23 protein-coding genes are annotated in these 23,016 nt (G+C 60.9%); 12 read left to right on the forward strand and 11 right to left on the reverse strand.

Features of this window, described 5'->3' with window-relative positions; genetic code table 11:
* Window positions 1-31 precede the first annotated feature (31 nt).
* The 5 genes from ACY8D3_RS01190 to ACY8D3_RS01210 form a co-directional block, all read right to left on the reverse strand.
* Window positions 32-1,825 (reverse strand): SulP family inorganic anion transporter, encoded by a 1,794-nt coding sequence (locus ACY8D3_RS01190; RefSeq protein ID WP_462381161.1) that lies wholly within the window; start codon window positions 1,823-1,825, stop codon window positions 32-34.
* Window positions 1,826-2,427: 602 nt separating this feature from the next.
* Window positions 2,428-3,018: an IMPACT family protein gene (locus ACY8D3_RS01195; protein ID WP_462381162.1), complete on the reverse strand. Its 591-nt coding sequence runs from the start codon at window positions 3,016-3,018 to the stop codon at window positions 2,428-2,430.
* Window positions 3,019-3,172: 154 nt separating this feature from the next.
* Entirely contained in the window at window positions 3,173-3,820 is a 648-nt protein-coding gene (locus ACY8D3_RS01200; RefSeq protein WP_462381163.1) for a TetR family transcriptional regulator C-terminal domain-containing protein, read from the reverse strand.
* Between the two features lie 176 nt (window positions 3,821-3,996).
* Complete coding sequence (locus tag ACY8D3_RS01205; protein WP_462381164.1) at window positions 3,997-4,236, reverse strand: hypothetical protein; 240 nt, start codon at window positions 4,234-4,236, stop codon at window positions 3,997-3,999.
* A gap of 22 nt (window positions 4,237-4,258) precedes the next feature.
* Window positions 4,259-5,350, reverse strand: a complete 1,092-nt coding sequence (locus ACY8D3_RS01210; RefSeq protein WP_462381165.1) for a bifunctional transcriptional activator/DNA repair enzyme AdaA — start codon at window positions 5,348-5,350, stop codon at window positions 4,259-4,261.
* A gap of 193 nt (window positions 5,351-5,543) precedes the next feature.
* Here ACY8D3_RS01210 and ACY8D3_RS01215 point away from each other — a divergent pair, with 193 nt between their 5' ends.
* Together ACY8D3_RS01215 and bfr are read left to right on the forward strand one after the other, a co-directional pair.
* Window positions 5,544-6,404, forward strand: coding sequence for a PA4780 family RIO1-like protein kinase (locus ACY8D3_RS01215; protein ID WP_462381166.1), 861 nt, complete (start codon window positions 5,544-5,546; stop codon window positions 6,402-6,404).
* Between the two features lie 296 nt (window positions 6,405-6,700).
* Entirely contained in the window at window positions 6,701-7,168 is a 468-nt protein-coding gene (bfr, locus tag ACY8D3_RS01220) for a bacterioferritin (RefSeq protein WP_462381167.1), read from the forward strand.
* A 38-nt stretch (window positions 7,169-7,206) separates the two neighbouring features.
* Here the strand turns inward: bfr and ACY8D3_RS01225 are convergent, their stop codons facing one another.
* Window positions 7,207-7,860, reverse strand: coding sequence for a nickel uptake transporter family protein (locus ACY8D3_RS01225; protein ID WP_462381168.1), 654 nt, complete (start codon window positions 7,858-7,860; stop codon window positions 7,207-7,209).
* Between the two features lie 264 nt (window positions 7,861-8,124).
* Between ACY8D3_RS01225 and ACY8D3_RS01230 the strand changes: the two genes are divergently transcribed.
* Entirely contained in the window at window positions 8,125-10,494 is a 2,370-nt protein-coding gene (locus ACY8D3_RS01230; protein ID WP_462381169.1) for a TonB-dependent siderophore receptor, read from the forward strand.
* A gap of 268 nt (window positions 10,495-10,762) precedes the next feature.
* Here the strand turns inward: ACY8D3_RS01230 and cueR are convergent, their stop codons facing one another.
* From cueR to ACY8D3_RS01245, 3 genes are all read right to left on the reverse strand, one after another.
* Window positions 10,763-11,206 carry a Cu(I)-responsive transcriptional regulator gene (cueR, locus tag ACY8D3_RS01235; RefSeq protein WP_462381170.1) on the reverse strand — a complete coding sequence of 148 codons (444 nt, stop codon included), beginning with the start codon at window positions 11,204-11,206 and terminating at the stop codon, window positions 10,763-10,765.
* Window positions 11,203-13,677, reverse strand: a complete 2,475-nt coding sequence (locus ACY8D3_RS01240; RefSeq protein WP_462381171.1) for a heavy metal translocating P-type ATPase — start codon at window positions 13,675-13,677, stop codon at window positions 11,203-11,205. Before ACY8D3_RS01240 ends, cueR begins: the two co-directional genes overlap by 4 nt.
* A gap of 96 nt (window positions 13,678-13,773) precedes the next feature.
* The gene (locus tag ACY8D3_RS01245; RefSeq protein ID WP_462381172.1) at window positions 13,774-14,136 is read right to left on the reverse strand and encodes a hypothetical protein; all 363 of its coding nucleotides are present in this window, start codon (window positions 14,134-14,136) and stop codon (window positions 13,774-13,776) included.
* Window positions 14,137-14,299: 163 nt separating this feature from the next.
* On the opposite strand from ACY8D3_RS01245, the gene ACY8D3_RS01250 reads away from it, so the two are divergent.
* The 7 genes from ACY8D3_RS01250 (at window position 14,300) to ACY8D3_RS01280 (ending at window position 20,722) form a co-directional block, all read left to right on the forward strand.
* Window positions 14,300-14,497: a heavy-metal-associated domain-containing protein gene (locus ACY8D3_RS01250; RefSeq protein ID WP_462381173.1), complete on the forward strand. Its 198-nt coding sequence runs from the start codon at window positions 14,300-14,302 to the stop codon at window positions 14,495-14,497.
* A 279-nt stretch (window positions 14,498-14,776) separates the two neighbouring features.
* On the forward strand, window positions 14,777-15,964 hold the full coding sequence (locus ACY8D3_RS01255; protein ID WP_462381174.1) for a multidrug effflux MFS transporter: 1,188 nt from the start codon (window positions 14,777-14,779) through the stop codon (window positions 15,962-15,964).
* Between the two features lie 173 nt (window positions 15,965-16,137).
* Window positions 16,138-18,618, forward strand: coding sequence for a Lon protease family protein (locus tag ACY8D3_RS01260; protein WP_462381175.1), 2,481 nt, complete (start codon window positions 16,138-16,140; stop codon window positions 18,616-18,618).
* 121 nt (window positions 18,619-18,739) lie between these two features.
* On the forward strand, window positions 18,740-19,075 hold the full coding sequence (locus tag ACY8D3_RS01265; RefSeq protein ID WP_462381177.1) for a PA4575 family protein: 336 nt from the start codon (window positions 18,740-18,742) through the stop codon (window positions 19,073-19,075).
* Window positions 19,076-19,182: 107 nt separating this feature from the next.
* Window positions 19,183-19,671: a TIGR00645 family protein gene (locus tag ACY8D3_RS01270; protein ID WP_462381178.1), complete on the forward strand. Its 489-nt coding sequence runs from the start codon at window positions 19,183-19,185 to the stop codon at window positions 19,669-19,671.
* Between the two features lie 62 nt (window positions 19,672-19,733).
* Window positions 19,734-20,039 (forward strand): DUF6482 family protein, encoded by a 306-nt coding sequence (locus ACY8D3_RS01275; protein WP_462381179.1) that lies wholly within the window; start codon window positions 19,734-19,736, stop codon window positions 20,037-20,039.
* A gap of 65 nt (window positions 20,040-20,104) precedes the next feature.
* Complete coding sequence (locus ACY8D3_RS01280; protein ID WP_462381180.1) at window positions 20,105-20,722, forward strand: FKBP-type peptidyl-prolyl cis-trans isomerase; 618 nt, start codon at window positions 20,105-20,107, stop codon at window positions 20,720-20,722.
* Between the two features lie 5 nt (window positions 20,723-20,727).
* Here ACY8D3_RS01280 and ACY8D3_RS01285 read toward each other — a convergent pair whose 3' ends face one another.
* Together ACY8D3_RS01285 and ACY8D3_RS01290 are read right to left on the reverse strand one after the other, a co-directional pair.
* Window positions 20,728-20,973 carry a PA4570 family protein gene (locus tag ACY8D3_RS01285; RefSeq protein ID WP_462381182.1) on the reverse strand — a complete coding sequence of 82 codons (246 nt, stop codon included), beginning with the start codon at window positions 20,971-20,973 and terminating at the stop codon, window positions 20,728-20,730.
* 157 nt (window positions 20,974-21,130) lie between these two features.
* Entirely contained in the window at window positions 21,131-22,102 is a 972-nt protein-coding gene (locus ACY8D3_RS01290; RefSeq protein ID WP_462381183.1) for a polyprenyl synthetase family protein, read from the reverse strand.
* Window positions 22,103-22,341: 239 nt separating this feature from the next.
* Here ACY8D3_RS01290 and rplU point away from each other — a divergent pair, with 239 nt between their 5' ends.
* Together rplU and rpmA are read left to right on the forward strand one after the other, a co-directional pair.
* Window positions 22,342-22,653: a 50S ribosomal protein L21 gene (rplU, locus tag ACY8D3_RS01295; protein WP_188984015.1), complete on the forward strand. Its 312-nt coding sequence runs from the start codon at window positions 22,342-22,344 to the stop codon at window positions 22,651-22,653.
* Between the two features lie 24 nt (window positions 22,654-22,677).
* The gene (gene rpmA, locus ACY8D3_RS01300) at window positions 22,678-22,935 is read left to right on the forward strand and encodes a 50S ribosomal protein L27 (protein ID WP_462381184.1); all 258 of its coding nucleotides are present in this window, start codon (window positions 22,678-22,680) and stop codon (window positions 22,933-22,935) included.
* Window positions 22,936-23,016: the final 81 nt, after the last annotated feature.

The following is a 23,016-nucleotide window of genomic DNA, read 5'->3' on the forward strand; positions in this document are numbered from 1 at the left end:
CTGGCGCTTTGCACAGGATGCGTATCGACGCTTAGCCTTTCGGTACCAGCTCGATGCGCTCGGCTTCGCCGGCATTCGCGCGTGCTTCGCATTCTTTGAAGACCCGAACGGAACAGCGGCGGCAGCGCTCCGGGTCCAGCCTGTCATAGATGCTTCGAAGCGCCTGGTCCTTCGAGGCGAAGACGTGGCCCTCGCCTAGCTCCGCAAGCATTCCGGTCTCGCCGAGCATCTGCATGACCGGTGTTCGCGGCCGGTGAAAGTAGATATCGCCCCCTGAAGCCCGTCGTTCCCGCATCTCGTGCTGCCAAAGGTCATTCCCGGCCAGATCAATGAAGTTCATGCTCTTCACCATGAACAGCGCGTGACGCTGGTCAGGCTTGAGCCTGCGGAACAGCTGCAGTTGGTCACTGACGTGCTGAACGGCGCCGAAATACACCGAGCCTTCCACCCGCACCAGCTTCAGCTGAGGGCATTCCTCGCCAACGGGAAGCGGCAGTTCATCGATTGGTGTGAAGCGGCGATCGGCAGTGGGCGAGGGTAGGAGCGGACGGATAGCAGGGTGAGAGGTGCGGTACAGGTAGGCCACCAGCGATACCAGCGTGCCCAGCAAGACGGCGCGATCCATGGGTATGGTGAGCGTGGCCAGGAAGGTGACGCCTGCGACCAGCGTTTCGGTGCGGCTGACGCTCAGCACCTGCCTCCAGCGCTCGATGTCGATCAGCCCATAAGCGACCAGAAGCAACGTAGCGGCAATCGCGGCGAGCGGTATCTGGGCGATGAGCCGCCCGCCAAACGCAACGAGTATGACGACGAGCAGCGCTGCAAAAACGGCTGCGAGTGGGGTGCGTGCACCGGCTTCAAGGTTCGGCATAGACCGGTTCAGCGAACCACAGGAAACATAGGCGGAAAAGAGTCCACCCACGGCGTTCGATAGCCCCTGCCCGACGAATTCGCGGTTGACGTTGAGCGTCTGGCCCGAGCGTGCGGCAACGGCTTTGGAAATGGACAGCGACTGACCAAGTGCGACGAGCGTCAGTGCCAGCGCAATGCTCGACAGTTCGCCGAGATCCTGCCAGCTCACATCGGGTACGTGAAACGGGGGAAGCGCGGAGGAAATCGGCCCTACGACCGCAAGGTGCGCGCCTTCACCTTGAACCCATAGCAGCAGTTGCGCACAGGCAAAGCCCGCCACCAGGCCCAGCAGCATGGTCGGCCAACGAGGGCGCCAACGCCGTAAAGCTATTGTTGCAAGTAGCGTAACGGCTCCAACCAGAGGCGCCTGCCAGTGAAGGGAGCCCGGGTGTAGTGCGATCAGACCGAGTATTGAGAACGCAGACGTACCAGGCGGAGGCGAAAGGCCGAAGAGATCCTTGAGTGCAAACAGTGCGATCAATACCGCCGCGCCCGTCGTGAAGCCGAGCAATACCGAGGGCGATACGAAATTGGCGAGTGCCCCCAGGCGAAAGCCACCTACCGCGAGTTGGAAGATGCCGACCATGATAGTCACAGCCAGTGCGAGATCGATGTAGTGCGGGCTACCGACGATCGCCAGCGGTGCAAGGGCCGCCATGAGCGCCAGGGAGTTCGCGTTGGTCGGACCGGTTATGACGTGGCGACTGGATCCGGCCAGAGCCGCCACGATGCAGGGCACTACGGCGCCGTAGACACCGTACTGAGGTGGAAGGCCGGCCAGTGTGGCGAAAGCGACCCCCTGCGGAAGGGCCAGTACTGCACCAAGGAGCCCCGCATTAAGATCGTGGCGCCAGCTGAAACGGTCGACCAGCGCCAGCCAGGGAAATAACTGCGTCAGTCGGGAGGAGCGCATGAACGAGCCTTTGAAGATAGCGAAGCCAACACTCTAGCGCGGATATTGGTAACGAGGGTTCGAAAAAGATCATGCCGAGATCCCGTCGCTGCGCTCCGGGTAGCTTTCGATAGGGCAACCAGCGCCCGTTCGACGGCGAGAAAAGGCCGCAGCCCGGCAACACTCTGTCGCGGGAGCGTGGCAATCAGCAAAATACTCTATCAGGCAGCGACTCGTGCGGTCACGACCGCCATGCCCGTTGAGCTTCGAGCCGTGCGATGTCCGCTGCAACAGACCGATAGCCACCGCCCATTTGAAGCGTCAACCAAGGGAGCTTGCGCGGTCAATCGACAGGCTATTCACAGAGTTGTCCACAGGCGGGCCTGCAGGGCATCCGCCTGTTCTCTCAAAAGTTTGCCATGCTCCAGATCGCCAATCGGCGAGGCTCGGAAGGATGAGCTGGCCAAATTGGGCAGTAAACGATCAAGCATGGCGAACCCCCAGTGGGCCTGGGATCGCACAATACACTCAGAGGTTATCCACAATGCTATGCACGCCGTATGGGGACAACGTCGAGCGACGGTGTGGATAAAGATCAGCCCTGCCGAAGGGGTTCCCCTGACTCAATCCCCGCGACGGAGCAGCAGGCTTCGCCCGCGCGTCAGGTTGCCGAGGTATTCGTCCAGAGCCTCTACATGCCCAGGCGGAATCGCAAGTTTGAGCAATGCGCCTTCGGCATCGAAAACCTCCTCCTGCAATACGGTGCCGAAGTCGTCGAAGCGAGATTTGAGGACACCGAGTTCCGAAAAGCCACAATGGCATTCATAGGCCACGCGCTCGATAAGCGCTACTCGCTCACCGTGCTGCAGACACTTGGCCGCACTGCCGCCATATGCCCGTGCGAGGCCTCCGGTGCCCAACTGGATGCCGCCGTACCACCGCGTGACAACGACCACCACCCCGTCGCAATCCTGTCCTTCTATCGCGGTCAGCATCGGGCGGCCTGCCGTACCTCCCGGCTCGCCGTCGTCGCTGAACCGGTACAGCTGTCCAATTTTCCACGCCCAGCAGTTATGCGTGGCTGCCGGTTCACTGACCGTCTGGATGAAGGCAAAGGCCTCGTCTGCGCTGCTGACAGGGGCGGCTTTGGCAAGGAAGCGACTCTTCTTGATTTCTTCGAAGTATTCGCAGGGCGCGGCCAGTGTGAAGGGCATGGTCTGTCCGGTTGAGTCGACAAAGCGTAGCGTGTCCGCAGCAAGCGATCTTGGGCGCGCTTAGAGAGGAATGGCCTGGAGAGGGCCTTCGTCTGGGAGTCTACAGATCACGGCGGAGTCTGCCGACCCTCGGGCTGGGCGACAGGTACCAGCGCTATGGGCTCGGTGGTGTCAGGCCGCAGCCTTTGAGCAGGATGTGGATAAGATTTTGGGTCGCCGCTTCGTAATCTGCCGGGCTGAGCTTTTTCCGGCCCAGCAGACGCGCGACCTGATTTCCAAAGTCCGCGTAATGCTGCGTGCTGCTCCACAGCAGGAAGATAAGATGCACAGGGTCGACCGGATCCATCTTGCCCGCATCGATCCAGGCCTGGAAAACGGCCGCGCGGCCGCGAAACCAGGTCTGATAGTCCTTGCCTAAATGCTCACTTAAAAACGCACCACCGCTGATCACTTCCATGGCGAAAATACGCGACGCGAGCGGTTGCTTCCGCGAGAACGCCATCTTCGCCCGGATGTACGCCGCCAATGCCTGGGCCGGGTCGTCCTCGACGGTCAGCGAGTCGAATGTTGCATCCCATAGCTGGAGGATGTCGTTCATCACGGCGACATACAGGCCGAGCTTGTTGTTGAAATAGTAGTGCAGGTTGGCCTTGGGCAGCCCCACGCGAGCCGCAATCGTGCTCATGCTGGTGCCTTTGAAGCCATGCTTTGCAAATTCCTCGGCGGCCGCAGCGAGAATGGCGCGCTCGTTCTTCTGGCGAATATGGCCGGCAGGCCTGGAATCGGTGGACGACGCCTTCATGCGAATTTCCCTGGGGTGGCGGATGGGACACGTCAGGCGATACGCAAAAGGTCGCACATTTTGCGAACGCAAAGTCCCGTACTGGCACTACGACAGCTTTGATAGCGTAACCATCGATGCCAGGCAAGTGCCAGCCGATAGCGCCGCTGCTCTGACCCAGGGTTAAAACGTTGTATTCAGGTCGCCTGATGGATCTCGATGTCGCTCAGCCCCACCTCGATGCTTCGGCTTTCCAGACTAGGGCGTACATTGGCTTCCCAGGGCGCGTCTTCAACGACGCGGGGCTCCTCGGTGTGCTTGATCAACAGTTGCAAGCGCACCTGGTCCAGTGAAGGTGCATCGTAACCCTCGAGGGTCATCGAGTTCGGCTCGCCGTTGAGGCAATAGTTGACGGTGTAACGTTTCAGATCCTGCATGAACGTGCTCCTCGCAATAGGGCTAGGCAAAGATATCTCTATCGTTTTGGAGGCTTGGGGCAGGGCTCGGTTCAGCGGCGGTCTGTGCAGCCGTCCGCCGCTCATTCGCCAGCAAGGCCGCCTTGCGTAGTAAGCCCCATCGATAACCACCGGATTGCCCATTGGCGGCTACCACCCGATGGCAGGGCACGAGGAGACCGACGCTGTTACTCGCACAGGCGCGGGCGATGGCGCGTGGATGGCTCGCCAAGTCGGCTGCAAGAGCGCCGTAGGTGCGCGTTTCGCCAGCGGGTATCGATTGCAGCGCGTCCCATACCCGCAGTTGAAACGCGCTGCCACGCAAATCCAGCGGAAGCGCGGCGGCGCGAGAGGGCTCGTCAAGCCCTGCAAGGACCTCGTTTAGCCAGGTTTGCAATCGGTGGTCGTCTCGTATCAACGCCGCGGCGGCGAACCGGGATCGCAGATCGCTGACCAGTGCCTCAGACGTGTCATCGAAAAGCACCGCACACACGCCACGCTCGCTCACTGCAACCAGCAGGTAGCCCAGCGCACATGGGGCGAGGGTGTAATGCAGCGTTTCGCCTTGGCCCCGGCGGAGGCGTGCAGATGGGCGCATCCCGGTAGGCTTCTCATATAGCTCCCGGGTACTGGTGTAACCACTCTCAAGGCTCGCTTCGAGCACGTTGGGAGACACCGGAAGCGTAGCCTGTAGCCGTAAGGCGCGCCGATGTGCTGCCCAGGCGCGAGGCGTGAGGCCCGTGCGTGCTTTGAACGCCCGAGCCAGATGCGATGAGGAGACGCCGATGCGAGCAGACAGCTGGTCGAGGGTCACGCGTTCGGGACTATCGAGCAGCTTGCACGCTGCCTCGACCAGTCGATCCATTTGCTCCGCTAGGCTCGGGCCGTCGGGTGAACAACGGAAACAGGCGCGGTAGCCGGCTGCTTTGGCTTCGCTACCTGACGGGAAGAAGGCCACGTTCGATTCCCGTGGGCGCCGGGCTGGACAGCTTGGGCGGCAGTAGATCTGAGTGGAGCGGACGGCAAAGACGAATTGGCCATCAAAGCGTTCGTCACGCTCACGAACGGCGTGCCAGCAACGCACGGTATCCAGCATGATCGTCTCCTTCTTTCACTTGCCCGAATTGTGCCCGAGCCTGTGCCGCTGTCCACGGTATTTCCAGCTTTCAAATTGGCCCAAGAGCTCCCGGGAACGAGGGAACGCGCAACCAATCTTGAGCCAGCCGATTGCAAATGGCGACAAGTCTGGCGACCATGGCGCAAAACGAGGAATGGAGTCTTGGCGCGGCATGAGAACACCAAAGCGGCTCGAGCCGTTGATTGAAGACGGGCTGATCGATGAGGTGGTACGGCCGCTAATGAGCGGTAAGGAGGCGGCCGTCTACGTGGTGCGGTGTGGCCAGGAGCTGCGCTGCGCCAAGGTTTACAAGGAGGCTGACAAGCGTGGCTTTCGCCAAGCCGCGGTTTACCAGGAGGGCCGCCGCACGCGCAACAGTCGAGATGCCCGTGCGATGACCAAGGGGACCAAGCACGGCAAGCGCGAGCGCGAGGACGCGTGGCAGAACGCCGAGGTGGCAGCGCTTTTCCGGTTGGCCAATGCAGGGGTGCGCGTACCCAAGCCTTACGATTTCCTCGATGGCGTCCTGTTGATGGAAATGGTCGACGACGGCGCGGGTGATGCAGCACCGCGCCTCAATGATGTCGACCTTACGCCTGAAGACGCCCGTGAATTCCACGCCTTCATGATCGATGAGATCGTCAAGATGCTGTGTGCCGGGCTGGTGCATGGCGACCTTTCTGAATTCAATGTACTGCTCGGTCCGTACGGCCCGGTGATCATTGACCTGCCACAAGCCGTCGACGCGGCTGCGAATAATCATGCGTTCACGATGTTGGAGCGGGACGTTCGCAACATGGCGGAGTATTTCGGTCAATTTGCGCCTGAATTGCGCTACACGCGCTACGCCAAGGAAATGTGGGCACTCTTCGAACAGGGCAAGCTCGTGCCAGGAACGCCTTTGACCGGTCAGTTTGCCGAACCGGAAGACACCGCCGACGTGGACGCGGTCATGCGTGAGATCAAGGCGGCGCTGGCCGAGCAAGCTCGCCGTGAAGCGGCGCTCAAGGAGCAGGACGAGGACGAGGGCTAGCCCCTCGGACCTCGCCACGCTGCGCTCATCAGTGGCCAGGCATGGGGAAGAAGGGCGATAAAGGATGAGCGTGCCATTGCCGCCGATCTTTGCCTAAACCAAGGCCGTGGAACCTACATTGGCCCGATGCGACTTCATCGAGTCGAAGGCGTATCGGGACTGCGATTCAGCCTCGACTTTCAGTCGATTCTCATTGCCGCAAAAAGATGGCTTTTTCGTCAATCCTGGGTTGACCTGCCATGAAACGAGGCCGATCCTTGCGCGGTCGAAAGGGTACTCATGCAGGAGAGAGCGAAATGAAAGGGCAGGCGGCTGTCGTCGATTACCTCAAGGTATTGTTGCGCGGAGAGTTGGCTGCCCGTGACCAATACTTCCTGCATTCGCGGATGTACCACGACTGGGGCTTCACCAAACTGTTCGAGCGCATCAACCATGAAATGGAAGAAGAGACCCAGCACGCCGATGCGCTGCTGCAGCGTATTCTTTTCCTGGAAGGTGTCCCCGACATGACGCCGGATGCAATCAATCCCGGTGCAACCGTCCCCGAAATGCTGAAGAGTGACCTTGCGCTGGAGTACCACGTCCGGGGTGCGCTCGCGCATGGAATTTCACTCGCAGAGTCCCATGGTGACTATGTGACCCGAGATATCCTGCGCATCCAACTGCAGGATACCGAAGAGGACCATGCCTACTGGCTGGAACAGCAGTTGGGTCTTATCGATCGTATCGGATTGCAGAATTACCTTCAGAGCAAAGCTCAGTAAGGTGAAGGGGAGAGGCGGTGGCTTCTCCCCATGCTCCGTCACTCCACGTTAAACGTGGTGGTCGTTCCGTAGTAGTAGCGGTCGACCTTTTGGCCATCGACACTCGCGCCATTCGCAGCCGCATTGTGGTTGGCCGCTATGATGAAACGCCCTCTGCCCTTGACAGGGGCCTCGACGATGCCCTTTCCATCCGTTTTCAGTTCGATCGGCTTGGCACCCTGCTCAGGCCCAAACATGGCGACATCGTGGTTCGCCAGCGGCTCGCCCTTGAACGTCAACGTGAATCGATCGGCGCCAGCCGTGGTTGGCACCAGTTCGAAGTCCATTGCAGCCTGCGGGTCGGTTCGCCCATAACGCGCATGCATCAGCGGTGCGGTGTAGGTGCCGTCCTCGTTTTTCCAGGGCTTCCACACGCCGTCATTCACCACTCGGATATCGCCCGTGCCCGCCGGTTTCGCTTCCAGGTGATCATGCTTGACCGTTACCGGGGCCGCGTCGTCGATCTTCGTTGTGAAGACCTTTGCTCCAGCCGCCATGTTCTGTACCGCTTCGCCAGCGTCGGGGCCTTCTTCAGGCTCACCAATGTAGACGCGTGCGACTCCGTTTGCATCTTCCTCAACCCATAGCTCGTGGGCATTGGCCAGCGTGGCGAGTGCACTCAGGCCAAGGCAGGCCAGTGTTTTCTTGAACATTCTTCGTTCCTTGTGTGGAGGCGCGGATACGGCTATCGGAGATGATTCTCAGGCTTATCTATCAACAGCCCAGCAGAATGCCTGATTCTGTATCTAATGCTAAGTGAAGGAATGAATGCAAATTATTAACGTTTACGAGTGGGCAAATCCGCAGTACTCTCCGGCGCTCACTACGGCAGCCCTTGCAACGCCATCGATGCGTGTCGGTTTTGTGATGCGTAGGCAAAGGCGGTTCGTTTCACTCTCCAAGGTAGGAAACCCGAGATGCTCCGTTCCCTCTTGCCCGCGTCGGCCAGTGCGCTTGTGCTCAGCCTTTCCGCGTCTGTACTCGCTGCACCCATCCAGCTCGACTTGCCGGCCCAAACGCTGTCGCAATCGCTCGATCAGTTATCCCGCGCCTCAGGCCTGCGCATCAGCTACGAGCAGAGTCTCGTCAGTGGTCGCCAGGCTCCGGCACTGAGCGGGGCCCTGGAGCCAAGCCAGGCACTGTCCCAACTGCTGGCGGGCAGTGGACTGACCGCTGCTGTGACTGGAAACACCGCAACCGTCTACGCGGCCGGCGGAGCGGATGCGCAAGGGGCAATGACGTTAGGTGCAGTGGACATCAATGCCCGGGAAAGCCTGGCCGGTGCGGCCACGACCGAGGGGACCCATTCCTACACGACCGGCTCGATGAGCACCGCAACCAAGCTGCCCTTGTCGATTCGCGAGACGCCGCAGTCCGTGAGCGTCATCACGCGCCAGCGTATCGAAGACCAGGGCATGAATAGCCTGGACGACGTCGTTAAATATGCGCCCGGCGTCACCTACCGGCGCTACGGTGGCGATCGACTGGACTACCGCGCACGTGGGTTCAAGATCGACAACATCATGTACGACGGCTTACCCACCAACGTCAGCCAATATACCCAGGACACCATCGCCAGTGGCGACCTGGCCATGTATGACAGGGTAGAGCTGGTACGTGGCGCGACAGGGCTCATGACCGGGGCGGGGAGTCCGTCGGCTACGCTGAATCTCGTCCGCAAACGCCCCACGGCGACGCCACAGGCCAGCATTACGGGCAGTGCCGGTAGCTGGGACCGGTACCGCACTGAAATCGACGCGTCCAACAAGCTTAACGAATCGGGCACCATCCGCGGGCGTGTTGTTGCTGCGTACGAAGACAACAAAAGCTTCATCGACGAGCGAAGTACACAGCGCCAGACGTTCTACGGCATCCTTGAAGCTGACCTGAGCGATGCCACCACCTGGACCATCGGAGCTTCCAAGCAGCGCAACGACAACACGTCCGATTGGGGTGGATTACCGGTCGGCCGGAATGGCGAGGATCTGCACCTTTCTCGATCGACCTTCCTCAGTAACGACTGGGCCTACTGGGACCAGGACAACTACACGCTGTTTTCCGACATCACGCACCGGTTCGAAAACGGCTGGACCGCCAAGGTGGCGGGATCGAAGATCTGGGCTGAAGCTGATACGTTTTCGAGCTACCTGTCCTATAGCGGCAATGGCTTTGCGCAAGGTACCGGCGTTTACAAAAACGACGATGACCAGACCAACATCGATGCCTCCGCAAGCGGACCGTTCCAGCTTTTTGGACGCGAGCATGAATTGGTCGTCGGCGCGAGCCGCCGGCAGGAGAAGTTCGATCAGGTGGGCGGTTGGTGGAACGGACCGGTGATTGATGTCTACAACTTCAATCGCGACCTGCCGAAACCCTCTATCGCCACTCGCAACCCATACGCCGGCCGCAATACGACGACCGAAGAAGGGATTTATGCAGCCGCTCGGTTCAACCCGATCGATCCCCTGCATGTCATCGTCGGCAGCAGGGTGAGTTGGTTCGATTACGAGAACCGAGTGACCGGCGATACCTATAGCTCGGTTCGGGAGGTCACCCCGTATGCGGGCGTGATCTACGACCTCAACGATACGTACTCGGCCTATGCCAGCTACACCGAGATCTTCAAGCCGCAGAGCGCGCAAGACGTTAGCGGCTCCCTGCTTGAGCCGATGACAGGCAAGAGTTATGAAATCGGGCTGAAGGCGGAATACTTCGGCGGTGACCTGAATGCATCGGTCGCCCTGTTCGATATGACGCAGGAAGGCCGCGCTTACGCACTGGTCGATCAACCGGCAAGTTGCGCGGCGCAAAACCGGACCTGCTACGCCGCTGCCGGCGAGGTTCGTAGTCAGGGCATCGACGCCGAGGTGACAGGTGCCCTGACGCCGGATTGGCAGTTCACCGCGGCCTATACCTACGTGTTGAGTGAATACACCAAGGACCGGACCTATCAGGGCAGCCAGTTCGCGCCGGACCAACCCAAGCACCTGTTCAAGGCAGCGACCACCTATCGTCTGACCGGTGATCTGAGCAAGTGGCGAGTAGGGGCTGACGTGTTCGCCCAGAGCGACACCTATACGCGGGTTGGCACCGGGCGGGCCGAACAGGATGCCTATGCCGTCTTCGGTTTGATGGCCGGTTACCGATTCGACGAGCACTGGGATGCGCGCGTGAACTTCAATAACGTGTTCGATGAAAAGTACTGGCAAGGCATTCCGACAGGCGCCGGCTTCGGTACCTATGGCGACCCTCGCAACCTGATGTTCTCGGTCAAATGGTCGCTTTGATCGCGGTCGCTTTTGTTTTGGATGATGTTCGAACTCCGTATCCGTAGGGTGGAATCCCGAAGGGCTTCCGCCGTTTACCTCGAACGGCACGATCTGCAATGTCTCGGCGCGAAACCGGTGTCGCGTGTCTTGGAGGAACGTCTGTACCCAAGACGGCGGTTTCGGTGCTGGCCATCCGGTGGGTTACGCTTCGCTAACCCACCCTACCGCCACGTAGGGAAGTACCCCGCAGCGGGTAGGGTGGAATCCCGAAGGGCTTCCACCGTTTTCACTGAGGCGAAGGGCCTGCATGGCAACGCTTGTCATCGTTGGCATTCTTGGCTGCTGGGTCCGTCAGGTGTGAGAGGATCGGACACTCGGGGCGGTCGTCGCCGTGGCAGCACTGGACGAGCGAACTCAAGCTGTCGCGTAATGCCGTGAGTTCCGAGATCCTGCTATCAAGTTCGTCGATGTGTTGCTGGGCAAGGGCTTTCACATCAGCGCTCGCCCGCTGGCGGTCCTGCCAGAGCGCCAGCAGCTTGCCGACTTCTTCGAGTGAGAAGCCCATGTCTCGCGCACGCTTGATGAAGCTCAGTCGATTCAGATCCGCTTCGCCATAGTGGCGATACCCCGCGTCACTGCGGCTGGCTGGCGCGATCAGGCCGATCGACTCGTAATAGCGGATCATCTTTGCCGATAGCCCGCTGCGGCGGGACGCCTGGCCGATGTTCATGGTCGCGTGCCTTCTTCTGAGTCCGTCGATATATGCCGCTGCTGGTTTGCTGTGCCAGGTGTGCGGGCCGGTTCAACCTGGCTGGTTGCACCATCGTACGCCGGTCGCCAGCGCTTGAGCATCAGGGCGTTGGTGAGAACGCTCACGCTCGAAAATGCCATGGCAGCACCTGCCACCATCGGACTTAGGAGACCGAGTGCTGCGAGCGGAATACCGACCGCGTTATAGGCGAACGCCCAGAACAGGTTCTGCCGGATCTTCGCGTAGGTTCGCCGGCTCACGTCCAGTGCGGCAGGGACGAGGCGGGGGTCGCCGCGCATCAACGTGATCCCCGCTGCCTGCATGGCAACATCCGTCCCGCTGCCCATCGCAATGCCGACGTCAGCCGCCGCAAGCGCCGGCGCATCATTGATGCCGTCACCTACCATCGCAATACGCCCGCCTGTCATCTTGATGCGGTCGACCATCGCCGACTTGTCTGCGGGCATCACTTCAGCTTCGACACTGTCGATGCCAAGCAAACCTGCGACGGCTTCGGCGCTTCCCCGATTGTCCCCTGTAAGCAGATGGACGCGAATGCCCGAGGATTGCAGGGCCTCGACGGCAGGCCTCGCGCCGTCTTTCAAAGCATCCCCGAAGGCAATGAGGCCAAGCACCTGAGGGGCGGGTTCAAGCTGGATCAGCCAGGACAGCGTGCGTCCTTCGGATTCCCAGCCCTGTGCCTGGGTTCGAAGTGCGCCTGGTTCCAGCCCATGCTGTTCAAGCAAGCGCCCCTGACCCAGCAGAAGCAATTGGCCGTCAATACGCCCCGATACGCCAAGCCCCGCCAGCACTTGACTGTGAGTAACCGGCGGCAGGGGCAGGGCGCTTCTTTCGCAAGCCGATAAGACCGCCTTGGCCAGGCTGTGCTCGCTGCCGCGCTGTAGCGCCCCGGCCAATCGAAGCAGCTCGCTGTCTGTCAGGCCTCCGGCCGCCGCAATATTCACGACGGTCGGATGGCCACTCGTTAGCGTGCCGGTCTTGTCGAAGGCAACATCCGTGATCGCGTGGGCGCGCTCCAGCGCTTCGGCGTCACGAATGAGAATGCCATGGCGTGCCGCGACGCCGGTGCCCGCCATGATGGCGGCTGGCGTTGCCAGGCCAAGTGCGCAGGGGCAGGCGATCACCAGGACCGAGACTGCATTGATCAGCGCGGATTCGATACCCGCACCCGCCAACAGCCAACCGAAGAGCGTCAGCGCAGCGATCGCCAGCACAACCGGTACGAACACCGCGCTGACGCGATCCACCAGTTTCTGGATCGGCGCCTTGGCCGCCTGGGCGTCTTCGACGAGTCGAATAATGCGGGCGAGCACCGTCTCATGGCCCACCGCCGTCGTGCGGATGATGAGTCGGCCATCTCCGTTGATGGCGGCGGCGGTGACCTTGTCTCCCGGACGTTTCGGCTGGGGTCGGCTTTCGCCTGTGATGAGCGCCTCGTCCGCCTGGCTTTCGCCATCGAGGATCAACCCGTCGACAGGAAAGCGCTCTCCCGGAAGGACGACCAGAACATCACCCTGGCTGATGACGGCAAGCGGCGCAAGTGTCTCGGCGCCGTCCTGCAGACGCCTGGCCTGGTCAGGTCTCAGTGCCTGTAGCGCGCGGATGGCTGCGCCCGTCTGGCGCTTGGCACGGGCTTCCAAATACTTACCCAATCGCACCAACGTGATCACGACGGCAGACGCCTCGAAATACAGATGGGGCGCGCCATGTTGGGCCGACCACCACCCGTAGAGGCTGAGACCATAGGCAGCGCTCGTGCCGATCGCCACGAGTAGGTCCATGTTGCCGCTACCCGCCCGAGCAGCCTTCCAGCCTGCGCGATAAAACCGTGCACCTAGCCAGAATTGCACGGGTGTCGCGAGCAGAAACTGCAGCCAGGCAGGCAGCATGAAATTCAGCCCGAATGGCTCGCCCAACATGGGCAGGATGAGCGGAAGCGTGAGCAAGGCGGCAACCATCAGATGTCGGCGATCAGTGCTCGCTGGTGCAGCGCGTGGCGTGCTCTCGCCGGGGTCCTCAACCGAGGCGTGATAGCCGGCCGCTTCGACTGCCGCCAAGAGGGTGGACGTATCGGTTGCTTCCAGATGCCGAACGCGCGCCTTTTCTGCCGCCAGGTTCACCGCAGCAGACTCGACCCCCGGCACCTTGAGCAGGGCGCGCTCGATTCGGCCCGTACAGTTGGCGCAGGTCATGCCTTGCAGCGTAAGGTCAGTTTCAGCGAGCGGAACGTCGTAGCCGGCATCACGTACCGTGCCGATAAGCCCTTCGAGCGCCACGGCGTCTGTCTCGAGATGGGCGTGCTCGGTCGCAAGGTTCACCGATGCGGCGCGCACACCGGGGTGGTTAGCCAAGGCGCGTTCGACCCGGCGGACGCAACTGGCGCAACTCATGCCCGTAATGGGCAGATCGATGCTTGAGGGTTGTGCCACGAACGCTACCTCCCCGATGACGATACCGTGATGGTCGACCTTCACCCTATGGGAAGGTCAAGGGTATTGGTCTCAGGGGACGGCAACTCGCGTCGGTCAGATCGGATTCGTCTGAACGAGCATCAGTCCATCGCTGCCCTGGGTGACGAGATAGCGCTTCACGTCGCCCGCCTGAACCGTAACAGCTACACGCGATAGCTGCGCGATGCCGGGATTGCAAACGCCGCTGCCGACGAGGTTGAGGCGGATCTGGTGTGTTCCGGGTGGCAGGTTGAACGACTGGGATTCGCCAGGCATCAGACGCGCGGCCAACTGATCCTGGAGATAGATACCGACATCGCATGGGGTCGAGACTTCCAGTCGCTCGCGGGAAATCGTCAGTACACCGTACGCTGCGGGAGTCTGCGCCAGTGCGGGGAACGCGGCCAGCAGTAGAAGCGTCAGGATGAAAGATCGCATGAAAGCTCCCTTTGAGCGCGAACAGACAGTTGGACAGGGCCGGTGCCCATTGATTCGAGCGTATCGGCGCGCGAGCAGCCGGCTTGACCTTACCATGGTGGAAAGGAGAACCCTTTTTGCGTAGGGCTTGTTCAAACCCTCGGATACCCGTCAGGAGATCACCATGAATTTCGATGTAAAAGGCATGACATGTGGCCACTGCGTGCGCGCGGTTACCAAGGCCATCCAGGCCCAGGATGCCGCTGCCCAGGTCGATGTGAATCTGGCCACGGGCCGTGTCAGCGTAGAGACCGAGCAAAGTGCGGAAACCGTGGTGGACGCGATTCGCAGCGAAGGCTACGAAGCATGGCCCGCCGACTAAGGCAGCCTTTACGCGCCAGAAGTCGTCATCGAGTGCGCGTCGGGCATCGTCTGCACGAACGAGCTCAGTGTGTTCGTCCAAATTGCTGAACGCACTGTTCGGTATGCTGGCGGTTTACAAAGCAGGGTGACTGTACCAGCATCGACGTTTTTTCCCCGGCCGGACAGCCGCCTTACGTGCGCGTTACCGGTGCAGTCCGACTGCACTGTGTCGTTGTCGTGCTTCCCTTTGGCAGGTCCGCCTCCCTACGCTGCGCCGTACCGACCCTAAGGGCTCGTCATGCCAATACAGTTGCTACTGATCCTGGGGGCGCTTACCGCGTTCGGCCCCCTGGCCATCGATTTCTACCTGCCTGGATTTCCCGCGATCGCCTCGTCCTTCGCGACGGATGTCGAGCATGTGCAGCTGTCCTTGGCGTCGTATTTCGCAGGGCTTGCGATTGGGCAACTTATCCATGGGCCGCTGGCCGATCGTTTTGGCAGGCGTTTGCCGCTGCTGATCGGTGTTTCGGTATTTACGCTGGCGTCGTTGGCGTGTGCATTGGCACCGAGCATGGAATGGCTGATTGCTGCGCGCTTCGTACAGGCGCTGGGTGGCTGCGCGGGCATGGTGGTGTCCCGCGCGATTGTGCGTGACCGTTGTGATCCGTCCGGGGCCGCCAAGGCATTTTCCCAACTGATGCTCGTCATGGGCGTTGCGCCCATCCTGGCGCCTGTCGCAGGCGGTTTATTACTGGCAGCGGCGGGCTGGACATCCATCTTCTACTGCCTGACCGGGTTTGCGGCTGTCGTCGGCTTCATGGTGTGGAAGTATCTGCCGGAAACCTTGCCACCTGGCCCCGAACGCCAGCCGCTGCACGGGCTGACGCGGCGTTACGTACGCCTGCTCGGCGATGCTGAATTCATGGCTTACGGTATGTCGGGCGGCGTCGCACTGGCCGGCATGTTCGCGTATATCGCCGGCTCGCCGTTCGTGTTCATCCAGCTTTACGGCGTGCCAGCCGAGTATTACGGCTGGCTATTCGGCGCCAACGCGGCTGGGTTCATTCTGGTCGCCCAAATCAATGCGCGCTTGATGCGGTTTGCCGGCCCTGGATTCTGGCTACGCCGGATGATCTGGGTGTTCGCCCTCAGCGGCCTGGCGCTGCTGTTGATTGCCTTGTCCCGGCCGGATTCGCTGGTTTGGCTGATGGTGCCGCTCTTCATCTGCATTTCCAGCCTCGGGTGCATTGCGCCCAATGCGTCGGCATGCGCGATGGCCAAACAGGGCGCGCAAGCGGGGAGTGCGTCGGCGCTCATGGGTAGCCTGCAATTTTGCGTAGCGGCCGCGACATCGTCGGCGGTCGGGGCTTTCCACAACGGGACCGCCGTGCCGATGGCGGCCGTGATTTGCATCTGTGGCTTCGTCGCCGCTGGGTTGGCGTGGTACACCGGGCAGATCGAGGTGTCTCGTCGGCGTCGGGTGTAGAGACCGTACTGGCCTCGATAGGCAACCGATTCCGCAGGTTGTGGTCGTAAGCAGCCTGGCCGGTGCGATCCGCCTCTTGAATCCGAGACCGATTCAACTTGATCGAGGTGAAGGGGCGGCGCCAGAATCGTTGCCAATACCAGCCGTGTGCCGCTGCCGTACAAGGAACCTTCATGCCTGATTCCGTTGTCGCCTCCCTTCGCCTCCCACCTGAAGCGCTTACGCGCCCCTTCGCCTCCAATCAGTTCGATTTCACCACGACCGACGATCTGGAACCGTTCCTCGGTGTGCTGGGGCAGGAGCGCGCGGTCGAGGCGCTGCAATTCGGCGTGGCGATGCCGCGGCCGGGCTATAACGTATTTGTGATGGGTGAGCCGGGTACCGGCCGGTTTTCGTTCGTCAAACGCTACCTGCAGGCCGAGGCCAAGCGCCTGGCGACACCGAGCGACTGGGTCTACGTCAACAACTTCGACGAGACACGCGAGCCGCGCTCCCTGGAATTGCCGCCAGGGACGGCGTCTGCGTTCATTGATGACATCAACGGTCTAATCGATAACTTGCTGGCCACGTTCCCGACGGTGTTCGAGCACCCCACGTTCCAGCAGAAGAAAAGCGGTATAGACCGAGCGTTCAACCAGCGCTATGACAAGGCACTCGACGTGATCGAGCGCCTCGCGCTGGAGAAAAGCATTGCGCTGTACCGCGACAGCACCAATATCGCCTTCACGCCCATGAACGAGGGCAAGGCGCTGGATGAAGCCGAGTTCGCGCAGTTGCCTGAATCCGAGCGGGAGCGGTTCCATACCGATATCGCCGCGCTCGAGGAGCGATTGAACGAGGAGCTGGCGAGCCTCCCTCAATGGAAGCGGGAGTCGAGCAATCAGCTCCGGCAATTGAACGAAGAGACCATCACGCTCGCATTGCAGCCACTGCTGGCGCCGCTGTCCGAGAAATATGCGGAGTGCGCCGGCGTATGCGCGTATCTACAGGCGATGCAGGTGAATCTGCTGAAGACGGTCATCGATGTGCTGGTCGATGACAAGCCCGACCTGCAGCGGCGCGAGTTGCTGGTCGAGCAGTATGCGCCGAGCCTGATCGTCGGGCACAGTTCAAGCGGTGGTGCGCCCGTGGTCTTCGAACCACACCCCACCTACGACAACCTCTTCGGGCGTATCGAGTACAGCACTGACCAGGGTGCGCTCTACACGAGCTACCGCCAGCTGCGCCCGGGCGCGTTGCACCGCGCCAATGGCGGGTACCTGGTGCTGGAAGCGGAAAAGATGCTCGGCGAGCCTTTCGTCTGGGACGCCCTGAAGCGCTCGCTGCAGTCGCGCCAGCTGAAGATGGAGTCGCCCTTGGCCGAACTCGGTCGTTTGGCGACGGTGACCTTGACCCCGGAGGTCATTCCGCTTCAGGTAAAAGTCGTCATTATCGGCTCACGTCAGCTGTACTACACGCTTCAGGACCTGGATCCGGACTTCCAGGAGATGTTTCGCGTGCTCGTCGATTTCGATGAGGAGATCGGCCTGGGCGAAGACAGCCTCGAACAGTTTGCACAACTGCTGAAAACACGTACGTCAGAAGAAGGCCTGGCACCGCTGACGCGAGCGGCCGTGGCGCGGCTGGCGACGTACAGCGCGCGCCTCGCTGAGCACCAGCGGCGGTTGTCAGCAAAAATCGGCGACTTGTTCCAGTTGGTCAGCGAGGCGGACTTCATCCGCGATCTGGCCGGTGAGACGGTCACGGATGTCGGCCATATCGAGCGCGCACTGAAGGCAAAGGCGACGCGCACAGGGCGGGTATCGGCACGCGTACTGGATGACATGCTTGCTGGGATCATCCTTATCGACACCGACGGCGCTGCCATCGGCAAATGCAATGGACTCACGGTGCTTGAAATCGGCGACTCCGCGTTCGGCATGCCGGCCCGCATCTCTGCCACGGTCTACCCGGGTGGTAGCGGGATCGTCGATATCGAACGAGAGGTCAATCTTGGCCAACCTATCCACTCGAAGGGCGTGATGATCCTGACCGGCTTTCTGGGCAGCCGCTACGCGCAGGAATTTCCCCTTGAGATCTCGGCAAGCATTGCACTGGAGCAGTCCTATGGCTATGTGGATGGCGACAGTGCCTCGCTCGGCGAGGTGTGTACGCTCATTTCAGCGCTCTCACGGCGACCGCTCAAGCAGTGCTATGCCATCACGGGATCGATCAACCAGTTCGGCGAAGTGCAGGCCGTGGGTGGCGTGAACGAGAAGATCGAAGGCTTCTTCCGTCTTTGCGAGGCACGAGGGCTGACGGGCGAGCAGGGTGTGATCATTCCACGCGCTAACGTGGTGAACCTGATGCTGGACGACCGTGTGCTGGACGCGGTTCGGGAAGGGCGTTTCCACGTCTATTCCGTCAGTCAGGTGGACGAGGCACTGGCGGTACTCGTGGGTGAGCCGGCCGGTGAATTGGACGAAAAAGGCCGCTTTCCCGAAGGCAGCGTCAACGCGCGCGTCGTCGAGCGCCTGCGCGAGATCGCGGAAATGGGAATCGAAGAGGAGGAGAAAGGCCCGGCGAAGGCGATGACCGACGAGCTGAACAAGGCGGTCGCCACGCCGGATCCGAAGGTTCCGACGCAGGGCGCCCGCTCACATCGCAGACGTTGAAATTCAACATTCCAGGTGGCGCAACTTTGCGAAGAATGCGTGTGTCTACCCTTCAACATCGGGCTGCGGAGTGTTGCAGCTCGGTCATGGGCCGACACAACGCAGTCGCGAGGAACGCAATATGCCTGGCTCTCTCTGTCTTACCCGACAGTGCCTTGGAATGGTGACCCGGATCGAATGCCTCATCCGGCCGGTAGCGGGCGACCAAGGCCTCTGGACACTGATCTGCTCTGCCGGTATCGAAGGCAAGCAGCCAACCGTCACCAAGTCGCAGGGCCCGTTTCGTGGCTCTCGCATGGCGCAATCGGTCCTCGATGCCATTGCCACGAATCTGATCGCGCAAGGCTACGAAACCCGCGAGTCCCCGCTGGGCTGGCGCCTACACATGCAGGCCGAACTGCGCAAGGTGAATGGTGTAGGGCAGACCGTTGTGGATCACTCTCGCCTTTACACGTAGGCATTCCCCGCACGGCCCTGGTGGCAAGGCCGACACCGATGCTGCACGATAGCTGGCTCTGTTCCTGACTGGATATACTCGCCGCCGTTTTGTTGCGGAGGCGATTCATGGAACGCTTTATCGAAAATCTGATGTACACCTCGCGTTGGCTGCTCGCGCCCATCTACATGGGGTTGTCGCTGGCTGTGCTCGCACTCGCGCTGAAGTTCTTCCAGGAGCTGTACCACCTGCTGCCGCATGTGTTCGAAAAGACCGAGGCGGACCTGATCCTGGTCGTCCTGTCGCTGATCGATATGGCCCTGGTAGGCGGCTTGCTGGTCATGGTGATGATCTCGGGATACGAGAACTTCGTGTCGCAGCTCGACATCGCGGAAGGCAAGGAAAAGCTCGACTGGCTCGGCAAGATGGACTCCGGCTCCTTGAAGATGAAGGTCGCCGCGTCGATCGTGGCGATCTCGTCCATTCATCTGCTACGCATGTTCATGGAGGCGCAACGAATCGATAACGACAAGCTCATGTGGTATGTGATCATTCACATGACGTTTGTGGTTTCGGCGTTTGCAATGGGCTATCTGGACCGCCTGACCAAGCATTGAGCGCGCCGGAGCGAACCTTTGATGCGAGGCGGGAGAGCCGCTCGGCGGACAGGAGGATAGCGATGACCCTCGATGAGTTGTTTCAGCACGCGGGTGCCGGGCGGATCGAAGCACTGGACGTGCTATCCCTCGAAGGTGGGATCTATCTGCTGGAGGCGCACCACAACGGCGGCCGAGCCCTCGTGAAGTCGAAGGACGGCACCGCGATTCGCTACCGCTCCGTCCAGCACGCAAGGCAGGCGTTGGAGGGGCTCGCTGAGGTGCCTTTCCACCTCGTACATGCGGAGGCCCACGACGAAATGTGTGGCATGCCGGCTGGCAGGCGCGAACCCCTGCGCGTGCCGATAGCCCTCCGCTCGACCTGGTAGGTCGGGCCGCTGCTCCGTCTGTGCTAGGCTTGCCGCCTTTTGGCGTCCACAGCGGAGCAGTAAGCATGTCCGATCTCGATCTCTCTACCGATGAAAGCCGTGTCAGCTACGGCATTGGCCGTCAGCTGGGCGATCAGCTGCGTGAGAATCCTCCGCCCGGCATCAGCCTCGATGCTGTCATCGCCGGTATCAACGACGCGTTCGGCAACAGCCCGAGCCGCGTAGGGCAGGACGCGCTGGCGGAATCCTTCCGTGTCATCCGTGAGCGGATGCAGGCCGAGGCACAGGCCAAGGCGGACGCGGTCGCTGCGGATGGTCGCGCGTATCTGGAGCGCAACGCACAACGCGAAGGCGTAACGGTGTTGCCGTCCGGACTTCAGTACGAAGTGCTCACTGAGGGCGCGGGTCCTCGCCCGTCGAGCCAGAGCCATGTCCGTACTCACTATCACGGCACGCTCATCGACGGCACGGTCTTCGACAGCTCCTACGAGCGCGGCCAGCCGGCCGAGTTTCCGGTTGGCGGTGTGATCCGTGGCTGGGTGGAGGCTCTTCAGCTTATGGGGACCGGCAGCAAGTGGCGGCTGCACGTGCCAAGCGAACTGGCCTACGCTGGCCAGGCCGTAGGCAATATCCCGCCGCACAGCGTGCTGGTCTTTGACGTCGAGCTGCTAGAGATTCTCTAACGTGCTCAGCCCTGCGACTCAACAGTCGGGCGCAGGGCCCTTGCATAGCAGAAGAGAAAAAGGTCGCGGACGAGCTCCTTGAGTATCGGCGGCTCCGATGATGAAAGGCCCGAAAGGTCCAGATCGCCCATTTCCTGCAGCTCATTGAGCGCGTCACCTTCAAGCTGAGCGCATACCTTGCCGGTGTCTCTGTGCAGGATCCTGAGATAGGGATGGGGGCGTTCCAGCCAAGCGTCGATCAGATAGGTCATGTCGTGCTCTCCGCGTTAATCATTCTCGAATGAGAATAATTCCTATCGCTGGAATAGCAAGCGCTAATTGGACCCTAGGCCGACCAGCGGCCTGGACGAAGCCTTATTCGAATGAGCAGAAGGGCGCTTGCGCCGTGAAGGCGCGTGCGACGCAGGGTCAGTGGGTACGAGCGACGGCGAACTGGCTCAGGTCGGCGAGGGCATCTCGGTACTGACTTTCGGGCAGGGTGTCGAGGCAGGCAATGGCGCGCTCGGCGTACTGGCGTGCGAGTCGAGCGGTATAGTCGAGGGCACCTGCGGCTTCGACGGCTTCTCGAATGCTCTCCAGATCGTCGATGCCACCTTTCTGAATGGCGCGACGGACGAGTGCCGACTGCGCTTCGTTACCTTCGCGCATGGTGTAGATCAACGGAAGCGTTGGCTTGCCTTCGGCAAGGTCGTCGCCGACGTTCTTGCCAAGCGTATCGGCATCGCCGCGGTAGTCGAGCAGATCGTCCACCAGTTGGAAGGCTACGCCGAGGTGGTCCCCGAATGTCCGAAGTGCTTCGCATTGGTCCGCAGGCGCCCCGGCAAGCGCCGCAGCGCTATGCGTGGATGCCTCGAAGAGCATGGCAGTCTTACCGCGAATGACTTCCATGTAAGTTTCTTCGGTTGTGCTGGCGTCTCGAATTTTGGACAGCTGCAGAACCTCGCCTTCGGCGATGATCCGGGTGGCCTTCGAAAGAATGCGCATGACCGGCATGGACTCGAGTTCGACCATCATCTCGAACGAGCGGGAATAGAGGAAGTCGCCTACCAGAACGCTTGGCGCGTTGCCCCATAGCGCGTTGGCGGTCGAGCGGCCGCGGCGCATGCCGGACATGTCGACGACGTCATCGTGAAGCAGGGTGGCGGTGTGCAGGAACTCGATGGTGGCCGCCAGCAGGCGAAGGTTTTCGGCCTGGTGGTTGAGTGCCTTGCCACAAAGAAGGACCAGAAGCGGGCGCAAGCGCTTGCCGCCAGCAGAGATAATGTAGTCACCGATCTTCTCGACCAGCGGCACATGAGACGTGAGCTGTTGCTTGATAATACCGTCGACGGCGGCGAAATCATCCGCCACCACGCTGTAGAAGGCCTGGGGTTGCGTCAACGGTGTCACTCCTCATCGGTTGCGCGGCATGCTATGGGGCACGTCTGGGGCTGTCAAGGCAAGGGCCGGCGCTGCTTGCGCCACGGCTTGGGCTTGCGTACAATCGCGCACCCTGAACTTCCCTGGGCATTTCCCTGCCTTACGCAATTGCTCGTGCGCCTCTTCCTGCGCCGGGCAGCCATGCCAGCCAACACTCTTTCTATAAAGCGCTGGGTGAGCAGGATCAACGGAGATAATCCATGTACGCAGTAATCGTTACCGGTGGCAAGCAATACAAGGTTGCCGAAGGTGAATTCCTCAAGGTCGAGAAGCTGGAAGTCGCCACTGGCGAATCCATCACGTTCGATCGCGTTCTGCTGGTTGCCAACGGTGACGACGTCACCATCGGTGCGCCGGTAGTCGACGGTGCCAAGGTCGTTGCTGAAGTCGTTTCGCAAGGCCGCCACGACAAGGTGAGCATCATCAAGTTCCGCCGTCGTAAGCACCACATGAAGCGTCAGGGCCACCGTCAGTGGTTCACCGAAATCAAGATCACTGGCATTCAGGCCTGATCATCTTTTAGGAGGCTATGACACATGGCACACAAAAAAGCTGGCGGTTCTACCCGCAACGGTCGCGACTCAGAAAGCAAACGCCTTGGCGTGAAGCTGTACGGCGGCCAGGTCATCAAGGCCGGTAACATCATCGTTCGTCAGCGTGGCACTCAGTTCCACGCCGGCTACGGCGTCGGCATCGGCAAAGATCACACTCTGTTCGCGAAAGTGGACGGCGTGGTCAAATTCGAAACCAAGGGTGCATTCGGTCGTCGCTACGTCAGCGTAGTCGCTGCCTGATCGAGGTTTCGTCGAAAAAGCCCTGTCTTCTGACGGGGCTTTTTTGTTTCTGGTGTGCCTCGTCGCGCCAGTTTTGATTTG

The sequence above is a fragment of the Pseudomonas sp. Marseille-QA0892 genome (genome assembly GCF_054950135.1).